The sequence below is a fragment of the Litoreibacter arenae DSM 19593 genome (genome assembly GCF_000442275.2).
GTDB lineage: Bacteria > Pseudomonadota > Alphaproteobacteria > Rhodobacterales > Rhodobacteraceae > Litoreibacter > Litoreibacter arenae.
On the sequence record NZ_KE557314.1, the window covers coordinates 64,532 to 82,978 of the forward strand.

An 18,447-nucleotide genomic window follows, 5' to 3' on the forward strand; every position below is an offset into this window, starting at 1 on the left:
GCGTGCTAGGAACCTGCCTTACAGGCCGGTGGACACGTCGATTGTGTTACCTTCTTCGAGGGTAACATAAGCCTTCTTCACGTCCTTGCGGCGACCGGGCTGGCCCCGGAAACGCTTGACCTTGCCTTTGGTGATGGTGGTGTTGACCGCCTTCACCTTGACGCCGAAGAGTGTTTCCACTGCTTCCTTGATCATTGGCTTGTTGGCTTCGATAGCGACCTCGAACACAACCGCGTTCGCCTCGGAGGCCATTGTGGCCTTCTCGGTGATAAGCGGCTTGCGGATCACGTCGTAGTGCTCAGACTTCGTGCTCATTTCAGGCGAGCCTCCAGTGCTTCGAGACCGGCTTTGGTGATAACCAAAGTGTCGCGTTTCAGGATGTCAAAGACGTTGGCGCCCATGGAAGGCAGAACGTCCAGACCGGCGATGTTGCGTGCGGCTTGGGCAAAGTCTGCATTCACTTCGGCACCATCGATGATCAGCGCACGTTTCCAACCCAGTTCTTTGATCTGTGCGGCCAAAGCTTTGGTTTTCACGTCTTTGATATCAATGTTGTCAATGATGACCAACTCGCCTGCGACCGCTTTCGCGGACAGGGCGTGCATCAGACCAAGCTTGCGAACCTTCTTGGGAAGGTCGTGGCCGTGGCTGCGAGGGGTCGGACCCTTGTAGACACCACCACCGCGGAAGATCGGAGCCGACCGTGCGCCGTGGCGTGCGCCACCGGTGCCTTTTTGGCGATAGATCTTCTTGGTCGAGTAGTTCACTTCCGAGCGTGTCTTGACCTTATGCGTGCCCTGCTGCGCGTTGTTACGCTGCCAGCGGACCACACGGTGCAGGATGTCTGCACGGGGCTCCAGACCGAAGATGGCGTCGTCCAGCTCAACAGAGCCAGCCGTTTTGCCGTCGAGTTTGATGGCATCAGCTTTCATCGGACTTGTCTCCTTCCGGCGCATCACCTTCGGCTTTGTCAGCCTCGATGGATGCTTCTGCTTCTTTCAGTGCGGCTTCCTCAGCGGCGGCGGCTTCTGCGGCGGCTGCTTCTGCCGCTGCTTGTGCTTCTGCTTCAGCGGCGGCTGCGGCTTCCTCAGCGGCTTTCATCGCCTCGCGGGCAGCGGAGGCCAACCCGGCGGGGAAGATCACGCTTTCAGACTGCGGCTTCTTCACAGCGTCCTTAACGGTGACCCAGCCACCCTTGGAGCCGGGAACGGCGCCTTTGATCATGATCAGACCACGGTCGATGTCGGTTTTGACAACTTGCAGGTTTTGCGTGGTCACGCGGGCAGCGCCCATGTGGCCGGCCATTTTCTTGCCTTTGAAAACCTTGCCAGGATCCTGACACTGACCCGTCGAGCCGTGCGAGCGGTGGGAAATCGACACACCGTGAGTAGCGCGAAGGCCCCCGAAGTTGTGACGCTTCATCGCGCCGGCAAAACCCTTACCGATAGAGGTACCGGCAACATCCACGAATTGACCCTCAAAATAGTGGGCCGCGATGATTTCTTCACCAACGGGGATCAGGTTTTCCTCGGCAACACGGAACTCAGCGACCTTGCGCTTGGGCTCCACCTTGGCAGCGGCAAAGTGACCGCGCATGGCTTTGGAGGTCCGTTTGGCTTTGGCAGTGCCAGCACCGAGTTGAACAGCCGTATAGCCGTCTTTCTCCATGGTGCGGTTGGCAACCACTTCCAGCTTGTCGAGTTGAAGAACGGTCACAGGGATCTGCTTGCCGTCTTCCATGAAGAGGCGGGTCATGCCGACCTTCTTCGCAATTACACCAGAGCGCAACATATCAGGAAGCCCTCCTTAAACCGAGATCTGGACGTCAACGCCAGCCGCCAGGTCGAGCTTCATCAGCGCGTCCACGGTCTGCGGGGTCGGGTCAACGATGTCGAGCAGACGCTTATGCGTGCGGATCTCGAACTGATCGCGGGACTTCTTGTCCACGTGTGGGCCACGCAGAACCGTGAATTTTTCAATCTTGTTGGGCAAAGGGATCGGGCCACGCACGTCAGCGCCGGTGCGCTTAGCGGTGTTTACGATCTCTTGTGTGGAGGCATCCAGGACCCGGTAGTCAAACGCCTTCAGGCGGATGCGAATGTTTTGGCTTGCAGCCATGACATCATCCCTCATCATTGAGGTCTTAACGGATTGGAGGATAGCGGCTCATCCGGCACCCTCATCGCGTCTATTTTTCCGAAACAAAAGAAGGGCACGCGTGGCGTACCCCTGTTCCGTGTGGGTGCTATAGGGGGAGTCGGTCGAGGTGTCTAGGGGGTTTAGGAGCAAATGCATGACAACTTAGATGTCTTGCTGCACCAAACCTCTCAGAACGGAATTTCATCATCAACGGAGCTCGTCACCGAGGCAATTGTAGTTCTTCCTCGGCTCAAGATAAACGGAGGCTTCTCCGGATCTGTTAACAAATGGCGTCGCGCTAATCTTTGCGCCAGTTGCGTGAAGGGTTCTACTCCTTCAGTATTCATCAAACCAGCCTCAATATAAAACGCCGACAACTTGTCGTAAGTACCCTTGCTGATTTTGAAGGCCCCAGTGCAGTCTTGATCACTAACCTCCTGTACTAAGGCAGAACCTATCGCCGTAAGGGTATCCTCGACATCGACCCAGTAAAAATCATCTCCGTTATATTCGTCTGATCGCCACTTGAGGTTTCCATAAAAAATGGGGAACGCCGACATCCATGAGGTGGAAATTGAGCCGCTTCCTGCAGTCGTTACACTTGCTCCGTAACCACCACGACGCGATGATGGCAAAAAATCGATCTCAATCGTCGAAGTTGCATCAGGCAAGTCTGGGAGCGGAATTTCGATTGCTAGTTGGTTAACTGCAGCTCGGAACTTTTCGTTCTCTCTCCTCACCTCATTTAATTCTTCCAGCGCTTTAATACTGGCTGTCGTATCACCACGAACCCAGCCTACTCGGTGCTTGGTCGCTTTTGCATGTTCCAAGGCCTCACGAACACGTAGTTTGAGCTGATCGCTTGAGGACCATGTGGTTCGGAGTCGTTCTTCCGTTGCCTCCGAGATAAAAGCTTCTAGTTTTTTGCGGCCCTCTTCGGAAATCTCAGACTTGCCCACCGCAATGGTTTTAGGATTTTCATGAACAATAACTAAAACAGGAACACCTTTGGACACCGCGTATCTGTATTCTTTATGAGTATAGCTAAGCCCATCGTCTGCAGGAGTGCCGTATCGCCCACCGATAACGAGCACGTAATAATCACATTGATCAATTAGCGTTTTGATAAATGCGAACTGCCCCTCATCCGCAGCAGGGAATGATTCCATTTGAACAGGAAAGTCACCCATTTGGATGATCGTATCCTGAACCGCCCGCCGTTCCTCGCGAAGGTCTTCAAATGTGGAACTGATGAACACCTGATATCTTTTGTCACTCATGCTATTATCTTACCTAACCATAAGATTACAGAAAAGAAGAGCTTACAAAAAAGGCCGCCCCGAGGAGTGCTCGGGGCGGCCTGTTCTATAATAACAACCGAGTGGGTTCTCATTGCTCTTTCAGAGCAACTGCCACCCACGTGGCGTGTTTCTTAAATCACTCCGTAATCTTCGACACGACACCTGCACCAACAGTCCGGCCACCTTCGCGGATCGCGAAGCGGAGGCCTTGTTCCATGGCGATCGGCGCGATCAGTTCGACGTCGAACTTCAGGTTGTCGCCCGGCATGACCATTTCCGTCCCTGCTGGCAGGTTCACCGTGCCGGTCACGTCCGTCGTGCGGAAGTAGAACTGCGGACGGTAGTTCGCGAAGAACGGCGTGTGACGGCCACCCTCTTCCTTGGTGAGGATATACGCCTCGGCCTCGAACTTGGTGTGCGGGTTCACCGAACCCGGCTTGCACAGAACCTGGCCGCGCTCAACGCCGTCACGGTCGATGCCGCGCAGCAGGACGCCCACGTTGTCGCCAGCTTCACCGCGATCCAGCAGCTTGCGGAACATTTCCACGCCGGTACAGGTGGTTTTCGCGGTGTCGCGGATGCCCACGATGGACAGCTCGTCGCCTACGTTAACCACACCGCGCTCGATGCGGCCGGTCACAACCGTGCCACGGCCGGAGATCGAGAACACGTCCTCGATCGGCAGCAGGAACGGCTGGTCGACAGCACGCTCTGGCGTCGGGATGTACTCGTCGACAGCGGCCATCAGCTTGCGGATCGACTCTTCGCCGATTTCCGGGTCGCGGCCTTCCAGCGCGGCCAGAGCCGAGCCGGGGATCACGGGAATGTCGTCGCCGGGGTACTCGTAGGAGGACAGCAGCTCGCGGATCTCCATTTCAACCAGCTCAAGCAGCTCGTCGTCGTCAACCTGGTCAACTTTGTTCATGTAGACGACCATCTTCGGGATGCCGACCTGGCGGCCCAGCAGGATATGCTCGCGGGTCTGGGGCATCGGGCCGTCAGCGGCGTTCACAACCAGGATCGCGCCGTCCATCTGCGCCGCGCCAGTGATCATGTTCTTGACGTAGTCGGCGTGGCCGGGGCAGTCGACGTGTGCGTAGTGGCGGGTCTCGGTCTCGTACTCGACGTGGGCGGTCGAGATCGTGATGCCACGGGCTTTCTCTTCCGGCGCGCCGTCGATCTGGTCATACGCTTTGAAATCGCCGAAATACTTCGTGATTGCTGCTGTCAGCGTGGTCTTGCCGTGGTCAACATGGCCAATCGTGCCGATGTTAACGTGCGGTTTAGAGCGTTCAAACTTTTCCTTAGCCATGATGGCCTCCTGTTTATTAAGCGGATGGCGGGGTGAACCCCGCCCTACGGTTTGGTGGGTAGGGCGGGGTTCACCCCGCCATCCCGTTTATGCAAATTTGGCCTGAATCTCTTCGGAGATGTTCGACGGCACCGGCTCGTAATGGTCGAACTGCATGGTGAAGTTCGCACGGCCCGACGACATCGAACGCAAGGTGTTGATGTAGCCGAACATATTCGCCAGAGGCACGAAGGCGTCGATAGCAATCGCGTTGCCGCGTGTATCCTGACCCTGCACCTGACCACGACGCGACGTCAGATCACCGATGATGCCACCGGTATACTCTTCAGGTGTCACCACCTCGACCTTCATGATCGGCTCGAGCAATTTGGCGCCAGCCTTTCTCATGCCTTCGCGCATACACATGCGGGCAGCAATTTCGAAAGCGAGAACCGAGGAGTCAACGTCGTGGAACTTGCCGTCCAGCAACTCGACTTTGAAGTCGATGACCGGGAAGCCAGCCAACGGGCCGCTGTCCATAACCGAGTTGATGCCTTTTTCCACGCCGGGGATGTATTCCTTCGGCACGGCACCACCGACGATCTTGCTCTCGAAAGAGTAGCCTTCGCCGGGCTCTGTTGGCATGATCGCCAGCTTGACCTCACCGAACTGCCCCGAACCACCCGACTGTTTCTTGTGGGTGTAGGTGTGCTCGACAGCGTGACCGATGGTTTCGCGGTAGGCAACCTGAGGCGCACCGATGTTCGCTTCGACTTTGAATTCCCGCTTCAGGCGGTCAATCAGGATGTCGAGGTGAAGTTCGCCCATGCCCTTCATGATGGTCTGGCCGGATTCGATATCCGTTTCGACGCGGAAGGATGGATCTTCGGCAGCCAGACGCTGCAAACCCAGAGACATCTTCTCTTGGTCGGCTTTTGTCTTGGGCTCGACGGCGATTTCGATGACAGGATCGGGGAACGTCATCGTTTCCAGAACCACCTGATGTTTCTCGTCAGACAAAGTGTCACCGGTCGTGGTGTTTTTCAGGCCGGCAAGCGCGATAATGTCACCAGCAAATGCTTCGGTAATTTCATCTTGCTTGTTGGAGTGCATCATAACCATACGGCCGATACGCTCCTTGTTGCCCTTCGTGGTGTTCATCAGGCTGTCGCCCTTCTCAAGCTTGCCTGAGTAGATGCGCGTGAAGGTAAGCGTACCCATGTACGGGTCGTTCATGATCTTGAACGCGAGGCCGGAGAACGGCATGTTGTCATCCGCGCGACGTGCAATGTTACGAACTTCTTCCTCGTCGCCGGGCGCAAAGCCCATGTAGTCGACAACGTCCAGCGGGGACGGCAGATAGTCGACAACAGCGTTGAGCAGCGGCTGCATACCTTTGTTTTTGAACGCGGAACCGCCAAGAACCGGCACGAATTTCAGCTCAAGACAGCCCTTGCGGATCAGCTTGCGCAGCGTCGGGATGTCAGGCTCGGTGCCTTCCATAAGGTAGGCTTCCATGGCGTCGTCGTCCATTTCGACCGCTGCTTCGATCAGCTTGGCACGCCATTCGTCGGCTTCTGCCTTGAGGCTGTCACGAACAGGGGCCTTGACCCAGGACGCACCAAGGTCTTCGCCCTGCCACAGCCATTCTTCCATGGTCACCAGATCCAGCGTTCCTTCGAGATCGGTTTCCGAGCCAATCGGAAGGTTGACCGGAACGGCTGTCGCGCCGGTGCGGTCTTCGATCATACGGACGCAGTTGGCATAGTCGGCGCCGATCTTGTCCATTTTGTTCACGAACACGATACGCGGAACTTTGTAGCGGTCGGCCTGACGCCAAACGGTTTCGGTCTGCGGCTCGACACCGGCGTTGCCGTCAAGAACGGTAACCGCACCATCGAGAACAGCCAGCGAGCGTTCAACTTCGATTGTGAAGTCGACGTGGCCCGGAGTGTCGATGATGTTCATGCGGTGCTTGAGGCTGTCCGGCTCGGTGCCGGTTTCAGTGCGTTCCCAGAATGTCGTCGTCGCAGCGGAGGTAATTGTAATACCCCGTTCCTGCTCTTGCTCCATCCAGTCCATCGTACCGGCACCGTCGTGGGTCTCGCCCATGACGTGGTTCTTGCCGGTATAAAACAGGATACGTTCGGAAACGGTAGTTTTACCGGCATCAATATGCGCAATGATGCCAAAGTTGCGGTAACGTTCGAGGGGGTAGTCGCGTGCCATATTGGTGCTTTCCTCTTACCAGCGGTAGTGGCTGAACGCTTTGTTCGCGTCGGCCATTTTGTGGGTGTCTTCGCGCTTCTTGACGGCGGAACCACGGGAGTTCACAGCATCCATCAATTCGCCTGCAAGACGCTCTTCCATTGTGTGCTCGTTGCGCGAACGCGCAGCTTTGATCAGCCAACGGATTGCCAGGGCTTCGCGGCGCTCGGGGCGCACTTCGACGGGAACCTGGTAGGTTGCACCACCGACGCGGCGCGAGCGCACTTCGACGGATGGCTTGATCAGCTCAAGCGCCTCGTGGAACACTTCCACAGGGGCTTTCTTCAGCTTGGCTTCAACGCGGTCGAATGCGTTGTAGACGATGCGTTCGGCGGCAGATTTCTTGCCGTCGATCATCAGGTTGTTCATGAATTTGGTCAGAACGCGGTCGCCAAACTTGGCGTCCGGCAGAACTTCGCGTTTTTCAGCGGCGTGACGACGTGACATGTGATCTCTTCCTTACTTCGGACGCTTCGCGCCGTATTTCGAACGGCGTTGCTTACGGTCTTTGACGCCTTGGGTATCCAGCACACCGCGCACGATGTGATAACGGACACCCGGAAGGTCTTTTACACGACCGCCACGGATCAGAACCACGGAGTGTTCCTGCAGGTTGTGGCTTTCGCCGCCGATGTAGGAAATAACCTCAAAGCCATTCGTCAGGCGCACCTTGGCGACTTTACGCATAGCGGAGTTCGGTTTCTTGGGTGTCGTGGTATACACACGGGTGCAAACGCCACGTTTTTGCGGGCATTGCTCCAGGTGCATCGACTTGGACGTTTTACGTTTTGGCTGTCGCGGATTGCGGATCAGCTGTTGGATCGTTGGCATTGAGGACTTTCCCCTTCGTTGCAACTTCGTTTGGGGCGCGCGTCCCCGGCTTATCTTCGCTCCGAACGGAGCGTCTTATTCAGTTTCGCATTTGCGCGTCCACAAACACAAAGACCCGCAGCGGGTTACCCTACCTGGGATCCGCGCGGTGGGTTTACAGAGGATCGGGACGAATAAGTGTCCGGATCGTGACCACTAAATTTTGAGTGCAGGCCGAGCGTTCCCCGACCTGATTGCGCGCGTAATAGGTGGAGTCGTGAATGGTGTCAACAGCACGCCCCGACATCACGTAGCAATTGCTACGCCTCTTCACCTCAAACGTAGGCCCGCACGCTGACGTTTCGCGGTCTTGCGTTCTCGGTAAAGCGTGAACAATCCCGTTGCCACGACGATGGCAGAGCCCAGCAGCGTAAGGTTGTCCGGCCAGTCACCGAAAATCAGCAACCCGAGCAGCAGCGCCACGATCAGGCTGGTGTAGCGGAATGGGGCGACAAATCCGATCTCACCCGACCTCATCGCTGACACCGAGAATATATATCCGCCAATGACAAAGAAACTCGCCCCGGCCAACCACAGGAGCGACGTCGCGCTCACTGGCTGCCACGGTTGGGTGAGGCTTCCAACCGCGCCCAGCGACATGACGCCAACAGCGGCCGAAAGCGCAATCGTCATCGACGGCACCGCGACCGAAATCCGCCGTGCGCATAAATCGCGCACGGTAACGCAGGCCACCGCCAACAACACGTATATGGAATAGACAGAAAAGCCGCTTCCCTCTCCGAACAAAAGTGGCGGGCGCAGGATCAGCATAACACCGGCGAAACCTATCAAAATGGCCACAAGTCGCTTCCACCCCACGGCCTCCCCCAGAAAGACCGCGCCGGCGAGCGTGACCGTCAGCGGGAGCGCCTGAAGGATCGCGGTCACGTCCGCGATAGGCAGATGAAAGAGCGCCGAGATAAAGAAAAACGCCGCCGCAATTTCGACCACCGTGCGCAGCGCGATAAGCAATTGATCCCTGCGCGCTATGGGTGTCCGGAAGCTCCCCGCGCGCCATGCCATGAAGCCAAGAAACGCGATAACGGCGATTGATCGCAACAAGATAGCTTGAAACAACGGCAACTCGCCGGAAAGCGACTTCATGCAGGCGTCATTTACCGTGAACGCTGCCATTGAGCCCGTCATATACAGGGCGCCGCGAGTGTTGTCTGAGATTGCCATGAATCGCAGCTATCATCAAAGCGCTGGCCTGAATAGATGCAGCCTTACCCTGTGCATTTATCTTGCAAGCTTCGCACTAAGCGACGGGGTTCTCGGAACTTTACCGATACGATCGAGTTTAACCGATATCCAAGGCGCATCTGCGCCGAGAACTAACATCGGAGATAAAAATGCTAAAATTACTAGCCCCCGCCACCGCCGCTGCGGCACTTCTTGCAACGGCATCTTTCGCGGAAACGACCGTCAGCAATGTTGACGTCACTGTCGATCTGACGGCTGTCAAAAACGAGACCGCAGCCGCCTATTACACCAGCTTGGAAGAGGATCTGGAAACCGCGATCATTTCGAAGGTGACGCCTCAACTGGCGACTGACGGTGCCAGCGTCATCGTCGACATCGATGAATTGTCACTGGCCAACAGCTTCCAGTCCATTCTGGGCATCGCAGAGTCGGAACTATCAGGTTCTGTGACCATCAGCAACTTGCAGGATAACTCCGAGCATCAGGCTTACAATCTGACAGTAAGCTTCGAACCCGCTCCGATTGTGCTGTCGCCTGATGAGGACGTGGTCGTCCTGCGCAGCAGCACGACGGATTACTATATCCAGATGGTCGACAAATTCGCCGAGAATGTGGCCGACAAACTCAAGTAACCGCAGCGAATAACCCCGAATAACTCAATAGGCCCCCGTCGGAATTCCCGACGGGGGCCTATTTTGTTTTCCCTTTAAGACCGTGACCTACTCGTCGCGGCTTTCCGGCGTTTCAACCATGACCGCATCCGCTTGGTCACCCATCGCGGACTCATCAGGCGCGGCCAGTGCAAGCGCGGCTTCCGCCTCGGCCTTGCGGGCTTCGATCACCACGTTGTCACGCTCTTGAGCAATGCGGCGCATCTTCTGCGTCGCACCACCGGTACCAGCCGGGATCAGGCGGCCCACGATGACGTTCTCTTTCAGGCCGATCAGCTTGTCACGTTTGCCCATGGTAGAGGCTTCGGTGAGCACGCGGGTCGTCTCCTGGAAGGACGCGGCAGAGATGAACGAACGCGTTTGCAGCGACGCCTTGGTGATACCCAGCAGGATCGGCTCGCCCGTTGCAGGCTCGCCCCCTTTCGAGATCGCCTTCTCGTTGGCGGCGTCGAACTCGGCCTTGTCCACGTGCTCGCCTTTGAGCAGCGTCGTGGTCCCCGAGGTCTGGATCTCCCACTTCTGGAGCATCTGACGAACGATAACTTCGATGTGTTTATCGTTAATCTTCACCCCTTGCAGGCGGTACACGTCCTGCACCTCGTCGATCATGTAGTCCGCAAGCGCTTCCACACCCATGATGGCGAGAATGTCATGCGGCGCAGGGTTGCCGTCCATGATGTAATCGCCCTTCTGGACGAAGTCGCCTTCGGCCACAGGGATGTGTTTGCCCTTGGGCACCATGTACTCGACCTTGACGTCCGCATCGTCCGAGGACTCGATCGCGATGCGGCGCTTGTTCTTGTAGTCCTTGCCGAACCGCACATAGCCGTCGATTTCCGCGATGATGGCGTGGTCTTTGGGGCGACGTGCCTCAAAGAGTTCGGCCACACGGGGCAGACCGCCGGTGATGTCCTTGGTCTTGGCACCCTCACGAGGGATACGGGCAACCACGTCACCGGCCTTGATGTCCTGACCGTCCTCGATGGACAGAATGGCATCCACAGACATCGGATAGGTGGCAGGGTTGCCATTCTCCAGACGCACGGGCTCGCCGTCCGCACCTTCGATAATCACCTCCGGCTTCAACTCGTTGCCTTTTGGTGCTGCACGCCAGTCGACCACGATCTTCTGGGTCATGCCGGTCGCATCGTCGGTCTCGTCTTTCACGGCGATACCGCTGATAAGGTCGACAAAACGGGCCTTACCGTCTTTCTCGGCGATGATCGGCAGCGTGTACGGATCCCATTCAAACAGCTTGTCGCCACGGCTGACTTTCGCGCCGTCTTTGACATGCAGCTTGGAGCCGTAGCCGATCTTGTGGCGGGCCCGTTCGGTACCGTTTTCGTCAGTGATCGTCAGCTGCATGTTGCGGCCCATGACCACTTGCTCGCCAGCGGCGTTCTCAAGGATGGACGCGTTCTCGAACGCCACCTTGCCCTCTTGCGAGGCCTCAAGGAACGATTGCTGGCCACCTTGCGCAACACCACCGATGTGGAACGTCCGCATCGTCAGCTGCGTGCCGGGCTCACCGATGGACTGCGCGGCGATGATGCCGACTGCCTCTCCGGTGTTGACCAGCGTGCCGCGTGCAAGGTCACGACCGTAGCACATGGCGCAGACGCCTTCTTCCGCTTCACAAGTCAGCGGCGAACGCATCTTGGCGGTTGGAATGTCCGCCTCGTCGATGGCATCGGCCTTGCGCTCGTCGATCAGCTCGCCACGGGCGACCAGAACCTCGTCGGTGCCGGGAACAAGAATGTCCTCGGCAGCAGTCCGGCCCAGCAAACGCTCACCGATGGAGGCAACCACTTCACCGTCGTTCACCGCCGAAGAGGCGTTGATGAAGTTGTCGGTGCCACAGTCGTGCATACGCACGATGCAGTCCTGAGCAACGTCCACCAGACGACGGGTCAGGTAACCGGAGTTCGCCGTTTTCAAAGCCGTATCCGACAGACCCTTACGGGCACCGTGGGTGGAGTTGAAGTACTCCAACACGGTCAGACCTTCTTTAAAGTTCGAGATGATCGGCGTCTCGATGATCTCGCCATTCGGCTTGGCCATCAGGCCGCGCATACCGCCCAGCTGCTTCATCTGCGTAACCGAGCCACGCGCACCGGAGTGAGCCATCATGTAGACCGAGTTCGGCTCGTTCTCAGCGCCGTTCTCGTCCCGACCGGAGTCGGAAATGTTGGCCATCATGGCGTCTGTGACCTGGTCGTTACACTTCGACCAGGCGTCGATCACCTTGTTGTACTTCTCGCCCTGAGTGATCAGGCCGTCCATGTACTGTTGCTCGAACTCTTTGACCTGCTCGCGCGTGCTGTCGACGATCGGCCATTTGCTGTCCGGAATGATCATGTCGTCCTTGCCGAACGAAATGCCGGCCTTGAACGCTTCGCGGAAGCCCATGGTCATGATCTGGTCACAGAAGATCACAGACTCTTTCTGACCGCAGTAGCGGTAGACGGTGTCGATGACCTGCTGAACTTCCTTCTTACGCAGAAGGCGGTTCACCAGCGAGAACGGCGCTTTCGCATTCAGCGGCAGCAGCGCACCCAAACGGATACGGCCAGGAGTGGTCTCGAAGCGCTTCAGCACCTCGTTCCCTTCCTCGTCGATCTGCGGCAGGCGGGCCTGGATCTTGGCGTGCAAATGCACCTCGCCGGAATCCAGTGCGTGCTGGACTTCGTCGACATTGGCGAAAATCTTGCCTTCGCCATGCATGCCTTCACGTTCCATGGTGATGTAGTAGAGACCAAGGATCATGTCCTGCGACGGCACGATAATCGGTGAACCGTTCGCAGGGGACAGGACGTTGTTGGTCGACATCATCAACACGCGGGCTTCCAGCTGGGCTTCCAGCGAAAGCGGTACGTGAACAGCCATTTGGTCGCCATCGAAGTCGGCGTTGAAGGCCGAGCAGACCAGCGGGTGAAGCTGGATGGCTTTACCTTCGATCAGAACCGGCTCGAACGCCTGAATGCCAAGACGGTGCAAAGTCGGTGCACGGTTCAGCATAACCGGATGTTCGCGGATAACCTCGTCGAGAATATCCCAAACTTCCGGACGCTCTTTTTCAACCAGCTTCTTCGCCTGCTTCACGGTAGAGGACAGACCTTTGGCCTCCAGACGCGAGTAGATGAACGGCTTGAACAACTCCAACGCCATCTTCTTCGGCAAACCGCACTGATGCAGCTTCAACTCCGGACCGGTCACAATGACCGAACGGCCAGAGAAGTCGACGCGCTTACCCAAAAGGTTCTGGCGGAAGCGGCCTTGCTTGCCTTTCAGCATGTCGGACAGGGACTTCAGCGGACGCTTGTTGGCACCCGTGATGGTCCGGCCGCGACGGCCGTTGTCGAACAATGCGTCCACCGACTCTTGAAGCATCCGCTTCTCGTTACGCACGATGATATCCGGCGCGCGAAGCTCGATCAGGCGCTTCAGGCGGTTGTTCCGGTTGATGACGCGGCGATACAGGTCGTTGAGGTCGGAGGTCGCAAAGCGGCCACCGTCCAGCGGCACCAGCGGGCGCAGCTCTGGCGGGATCACGGGAACTACCGTCAGAACCATCCACTCGGGACGGTTGCCGGACTCGAGGAAGTTTTCCACCAGTTTCAGACGCTTAATGATCTTCTTGGGCTTCAGCTCGCCAGTGGCCTCTTTGAGGTCTTCACGCAGCTGGTCAGCTTCGGATTCCAGATCGATCGCAGCCAGCATTTCGCGGATCGCTTCCGCGCCGATATTGGCGGTGAAGGCGTCCATGCCATAGGCGTCCTGCGCGTCGAGGAATTCCTCTTCGCTCATCAACTGGCCATAGGTCAGATCGGTCAGGCCCGGTTCGATCACAACGTAGTTCTCGAAGTAAAGGATACGTTCCAGATCGCGCAGGGTCATGTCCAGCATCAGGCCGATCCGGGACGGAAGCGACTTGAGGAACCAGATATGCGCCACAGGTGCGGCCAGTTCGATGTGGCCCATCCGCTCGCGGCGGACCTTTTGCAGCGTGACTTCCACACCGCATTTCTCGCAGACGACGCCGCGATACTTCATGCGTTTGTATTTGCCGCACAGACATTCGTAGTCCTTGATCGGGCCAAAGATGCGCGCACAGAAAAGACCGTCACGCTCCGGCTTGAACGTGCGGTAGTTGATGGTCTCCGGCTTCTTGATCTCGCCATACGACCACGACAGGATACGCTCGGGCGAAGCCAGCGAGACCTTGATCTCGTCAAAGCTTTTCGGCGGAGCGATCGGGTTGAACGGGTTGGTTGTCAGTTCCTGGTTCATTTTGCGTCCTTACAAATTAGGGGATGGGTTGAGTGGGGCGCGGGCGCCCTACTCCTCCTCCGCATCCAGGAGTTCCATGTTGAGGCCGAGGCCTCGCACTTCTTTCACGAGCACGTTGAACGATTCCGGAATACCGGCCTCGAAATTGTCCTCGCCCTTGACGATCGACTCGTAGACTTTCGTCCGGCCTGCCACGTCGTCCGATTTCACCGTCAGCATTTCCTGCAAGGTGTAGGCGGCGCCGTAGGCTTCCAAGGCCCAGACTTCCATCTCCCCGAAACGCTGACCACCGAACTGGGCTTTACCACCCAGCGGCTGTTGCGTGACGAGCGAGTACGGCCCGGTAGAACGTGCGTGGATTTTGTCGTCCACAAGGTGGTGCAGTTTCAGCAGGTATTTGACACCCACGGTCACAGGGCGCGCAAACTGCTCACCCGTGCGACCGTCGAACAGGACCGACTGACCGGACGTATCGAAGCCCGCTTTGGTCAGCGCCTCGTTAATGTCCGCTTCTTTCGCACCATCGAACACCGGCGTCGCGATCGGGACACCGCGGCGCACGGCCTCGGCGGATTCGATCATGTCGGCTTCGATCATGTTGCCGAAAGCGTCATTATAGGTCTCGGACCCATACGCATGCTCCAGAGCTTCGCGCACCGGCTGGCTGTCGCCAGAGCGTTTGAACTCGTCCAGAGCGTCATCGATTTTCAGACCCAGACCACGTGCGGCCCAACCCATATGGGTTTCAAGGATCTGACCGACGTTCATACGCGACGGCACACCCAGCGGGTTCAGACAGAAATCCACCGGAGTACCATCCTCAAGGAACGGCATGTCCTCCATCGGCACAACCTTGGAGATAACACCTTTGTTGCCGTGACGACCGGCCATCTTGTCGCCCGGTTGCAGCTTGCGCTTCACCGCCACGAACACTTTGACCATCTTCATCACGCCCGGCGGCAAGTCGTCACCACGGCGCACCTTCTCGACCTTGTCCTCGAAGCGGGCCTGAAGCGCGTTCTTCTGCGCTTCATACTGGCTGTTCAGGGCTTCGACGGCGGCGGCTTCGGTTTCTTCTTCCAAAGCCAGTTGCCACCACTGGCCACGCGACAGGGTTTCCAGCAGCTCAGGGGTGATTTCCGAATTCGGCTTAACGCCTTTCGGACCCTTCACGGCCTTCTTGCCAAGGATCATCCCTTGCAGACGCGCGTAGATGTTGCGGTCAAGGATGCCCATTTCGTCGTCGCGGTCACGGGCAAGGCGTTCGATTTCCTCACGCTCGATTTGCAGCGAGCGCTCGTCCTTCTCGATGCCGTGGCGGTTGAACAGACGAACCTCCACAACGGTCCCGAAGTCACCCGGCTTCACACGCAACGAGGTGTCGCGCACGTCGGACGCCTTCTCACCGAAGATGGCGCGGAGAAGTTTCTCCTCCGGCGTCATCGGGCTTTCGCCCTTCGGTGTGATCTTGCCCACCAGAATATCGCCCGGCTCCACGTCGGCGCCGATATAGACGATGCCAGCCTCGTCGAGGTTGCGCAGCGCTTCTTCACCGACGTTCGGAATGTCGCGGGTGATCTCTTCCGGCCCAAGCTTTGTGTCACGGGCGGCGACCTCAAATTCCTCGATGTGGATCGAGGTGAAGACGTCGTCACGCGCAATGCGCTCGGAGATCAGGATGGAGTCCTCATAGTTGTAGCCGTTCCAGGGCATAAACGCGACGAGCACGTTCTTACCAAGGGCCAACTCGCCCATGTCGGTCGACGGACCATCGGCGATAACTTCGCCCTTGGACACCACGCCACCCACTTTCACCAGCGGACGCTGGTTGATGCAGGTGTTCTGGTTGGACCGCTGGAACTTGCGCAGACGGTAGATGTCCACGCCGGGATCGCCCGGCTCCAGATCGTCAGTCACGCGGACAACGATACGTGTCGCGTCAACCTGGTCGATAATACCGCCACGATGCGCCTGAATGGCAGCGCCGGAGTCAGTTGCAACCACGCCTTCGATGCCGGTGCCCACATAAGGAGCATCGGCTTGCAGCAATGGCACAGCCTGACGTTGCATGTTCGAACCCATCAAGGCGCGGTTGGCGTCGTCATTTTCAAGGAACGGGATCAGCGAGGCCGCAACCGAGACCAACTGCTTTGGCGACACGTCGATCAGGTCAACGTTATCGCGCGATTGCAGCATGTAGTCGCCGGATTGGCGGGTCGACACCAGATCGTTGGAGAAACGGCCCTCGTCGGTCAGCTGCGCGTTGGCCTGCGCCACGGTGTGGCGCATTTCCTCGGTGGCGGACATGTATTGCACATCATCCGTCACCTTGCCGTCCACAACCTTGCGGTATGGCGTTTCGATGAAGCCGTATTTGTTCACGCGGGCAAAGGTCGCCAGCGAGTTGATCAGACCGATGTTCGGCCCTTCCGGCGTCTCGATCGGACACATACGACCATAGTGGGTCGGGTGAACGTCGCGCACCTCAAAGCCTGCACGCTCACGCGTCAGACCACCTGGCCCAAGCGCCGACAGGCGACGCTTGTGCGTCACTTCGGACAGCGGGTTGGTTTGGTCCATGAACTGCGACAGCTGCGAGGAGCCGAAGAATTCACGCACCGCAGCGGCGGCAGGCTTGGCGTTGATCAGGTCCTGCGGCATGACCGTGTCGATTTCGACGCTGGACATACGCTCTTTGATCGCGCGCTCCATACGAAGCAAGCCAACGCGGTACTGGTTTTCCATCAGCTCGCCAACGGAACGCACACGACGGTTGCCCAAGTGGTCAATATCGTCGATGTCGCCACGGCCGTCACGCAGGTCGACCAGCGCCTTGATGCAGGCGATGATGTCTTCCTTGCGCAGGGTGCGCACGGTGTCTTCGGCGTCCAGATCAAGACGCATGTTCATCTTCACGCGGCCCACGGCGGACAGGTCATAGCGCTCGCTGTCGAAGAACAACGTCTCGAACAGTGCAGACGCGGATTCAACGGTGGGCGGTTCGCCCGGACGCATGACGCGGTAGATGTCCATCAGCGCGGTTTCGCGGCTGAAGTTCTTGTCCACAGCCACGGTGTTGCGGATGTAGGGACCCACATTGATGTTGTCGATGTCGAGCACCGGGATCGTGGTCACACCATTGTCGAGCAAGGTCTTGAGCGTGCCGCCAACGACTTCGTCATTCTTGTCCAGTTCCCAAGTCAGCTCGTCACCAGCTTCGATCCAGATTTCGCCGGTCTCTTCGTTGATGATGTCGCGCGCGACGAAACGGCCCACGATGCCCTCAAACGGCAGCAGGATGTTTTCGACATTGCCTTCTTCCATCAACTTCTTGACGGCGCGGGGGGTCACTTTCTTGCCGGCTTCGGCGATAACCTCACCGGTTTTGGCGTCAACGATGTCCCGTGTCGGCTTGGTGCCTTTGATCCGCTCGGGGAAGAACTTGGTGGACCAGCCATCTTTCTTCACCTGCTTGAACTCAACGGTGTCGTAATAGGCATCCATGATGCCTTCCTGATCCAGCCCCAGTGCATAAAGCAGGGTCGACACCGGCAGCTTACGGCGGCGGTCGATACGCGCGAACACAACGTCCTTGGCGTCGAACTCGAAGTCCAGCCACGAGCCGCGATACGGGATGATGCGGCAAGCAAACAGCAGTTTGCCCGAAGAGTGGGTCTTGCCCTTGTCGTGGTCAAAGAACACGCCGGGCGAGCGGTGCATCTGGGAAACGATAACACGCTCGGTGCCGTTCACGACGAACGTCCCGTTCGGGGTCATCAAAGGCATGTCGCCCATGAAGACGTCTTGTTCTTTGATATCCTTGACCGACTTCGCGCCGGTATCTTCGTCGATATCGAACACGATCAGACGCAAGGTCACCTTCAGCGGGGCGCTGTAGGTCATGTCGCGCTGCTGACATTCCTCGACGTCGTATTTCGGTTTCTCCAGCTCGTATTTCACGAACTCCAGAATGGCGGTTTCATTGAAGTCCTTGATCGGGAAAACCGACTGGAAGACACCTTTGATGCCTTCGCCGTCCATCGGTGCCAGCTGGTCGCCGGACTTCAGGAACAGATCATAGGAGGATTTCTGCACCTCAATGAGGTTCGGCATCGCCAGAACTTCATTAATTTTGCCGAAATATTTGCGGATGCGTTTTTGACCAACGTATGTTTGAGCCATGCTCGTCAAAGCCTTTCAATTTCCTCGGGTCATGTCACCCCGGGGCCGGGTGGCATGCCACTTGGACAAGGGAGGTGAGGTTCAATACTTGCGCGCCTTCCCACGGGCGTGCTCCCGAACCTTTACCGCTCCTTAGAGAAGGCTTTTCTATCAAGCCCTCTCTGAGACGCGGAAAGCCGGACCCGGAAATGCTCCGGATCCAGCTATTTCAGATCTACGCAGCCAAGCTGCG

General features: G+C 57.7%; 13 protein-coding genes. 1 reads left to right on the plus strand and 12 read right to left on the minus strand.

The features are described from left to right. Window positions 1–18: 18 nt before the first annotated feature. From THALAR_RS12645 to THALAR_RS12690, 10 genes are all read right to left on the minus strand, one after another. Window positions 19–315, minus strand: coding sequence for a 50S ribosomal protein L23 (locus THALAR_RS12645; protein ID WP_021101965.1), 297 nt, complete (start codon window positions 313–315; stop codon window positions 19–21). Further along, window positions 312–932, minus strand: coding sequence for a 50S ribosomal protein L4 (gene rplD, locus THALAR_RS12650; protein WP_021101966.1), 621 nt, complete (start codon window positions 930–932; stop codon window positions 312–314). Before rplD ends, THALAR_RS12645 begins: the two co-directional genes overlap by 4 nt. Then, window positions 922–1,791, minus strand: a complete 870-nt coding sequence (gene rplC / locus THALAR_RS12655; RefSeq protein WP_021101967.1) for a 50S ribosomal protein L3 — start codon at window positions 1,789–1,791, stop codon at window positions 922–924. The genes rplD and rplC overlap by 11 nt, the downstream gene beginning before the upstream one ends. 15 nt (window positions 1,792–1,806) lie before the next feature. After that, a complete protein-coding gene (gene rpsJ / locus THALAR_RS12660; protein ID WP_021101968.1) occupies window positions 1,807–2,118 on the minus strand; it encodes a 30S ribosomal protein S10 in 312 nt (103 codons plus the stop codon). A 209-nt stretch (window positions 2,119–2,327) separates the two neighbouring features. Then, entirely contained in the window at window positions 2,328–3,419 is a 1,092-nt protein-coding gene (locus tag THALAR_RS12665; protein WP_021101969.1) for a DUF4062 domain-containing protein, read from the minus strand. Between the two features lie 157 nt (window positions 3,420–3,576). Next, on the minus strand, window positions 3,577–4,752 hold the full coding sequence (gene tuf, locus THALAR_RS12670) for an elongation factor Tu (RefSeq protein ID WP_021101970.1): 1,176 nt from the start codon (window positions 4,750–4,752) through the stop codon (window positions 3,577–3,579). Window positions 4,753–4,839: 87 nt separating this feature from the next. Then, entirely contained in the window at window positions 4,840–6,960 is a 2,121-nt protein-coding gene (fusA, locus tag THALAR_RS12675; protein WP_021101971.1) for an elongation factor G, read from the minus strand. Between the two features lie 15 nt (window positions 6,961–6,975). Next, complete coding sequence (rpsG, locus tag THALAR_RS12680; protein ID WP_021101972.1) at window positions 6,976–7,446, minus strand: 30S ribosomal protein S7; 471 nt, start codon at window positions 7,444–7,446, stop codon at window positions 6,976–6,978. A gap of 12 nt (window positions 7,447–7,458) precedes the next feature. Continuing rightward, window positions 7,459–7,830, minus strand: a complete 372-nt coding sequence (gene rpsL, locus THALAR_RS12685) for a 30S ribosomal protein S12 (protein WP_021101973.1) — start codon at window positions 7,828–7,830, stop codon at window positions 7,459–7,461. 309 nt (window positions 7,831–8,139) lie between these two features. Continuing rightward, complete coding sequence (locus THALAR_RS12690) at window positions 8,140–9,051, minus strand: DMT family transporter (protein ID WP_040818716.1); 912 nt, start codon at window positions 9,049–9,051, stop codon at window positions 8,140–8,142. A 170-nt stretch (window positions 9,052–9,221) separates the two neighbouring features. On the opposite strand from THALAR_RS12690, the gene THALAR_RS12695 reads away from it, so the two are divergent. After that, window positions 9,222–9,704, plus strand: a complete 483-nt coding sequence (locus THALAR_RS12695; protein ID WP_021101975.1) for a hypothetical protein — start codon at window positions 9,222–9,224, stop codon at window positions 9,702–9,704. An 87-nt stretch (window positions 9,705–9,791) separates the two neighbouring features. On the opposite strand, the gene rpoC is transcribed toward THALAR_RS12695, so the two are convergent. After that, window positions 9,792–14,033: a DNA-directed RNA polymerase subunit beta' gene (rpoC, locus tag THALAR_RS12700; protein WP_021101976.1), complete on the minus strand. Its 4,242-nt coding sequence runs from the start codon at window positions 14,031–14,033 to the stop codon at window positions 9,792–9,794. Window positions 14,034–14,081: 48 nt separating this feature from the next. Next, window positions 14,082–18,215: a DNA-directed RNA polymerase subunit beta gene (rpoB, locus tag THALAR_RS12705; RefSeq protein ID WP_021101977.1), complete on the minus strand. Its 4,134-nt coding sequence runs from the start codon at window positions 18,213–18,215 to the stop codon at window positions 14,082–14,084. Window positions 18,216–18,447: the final 232 nt, after the last annotated feature.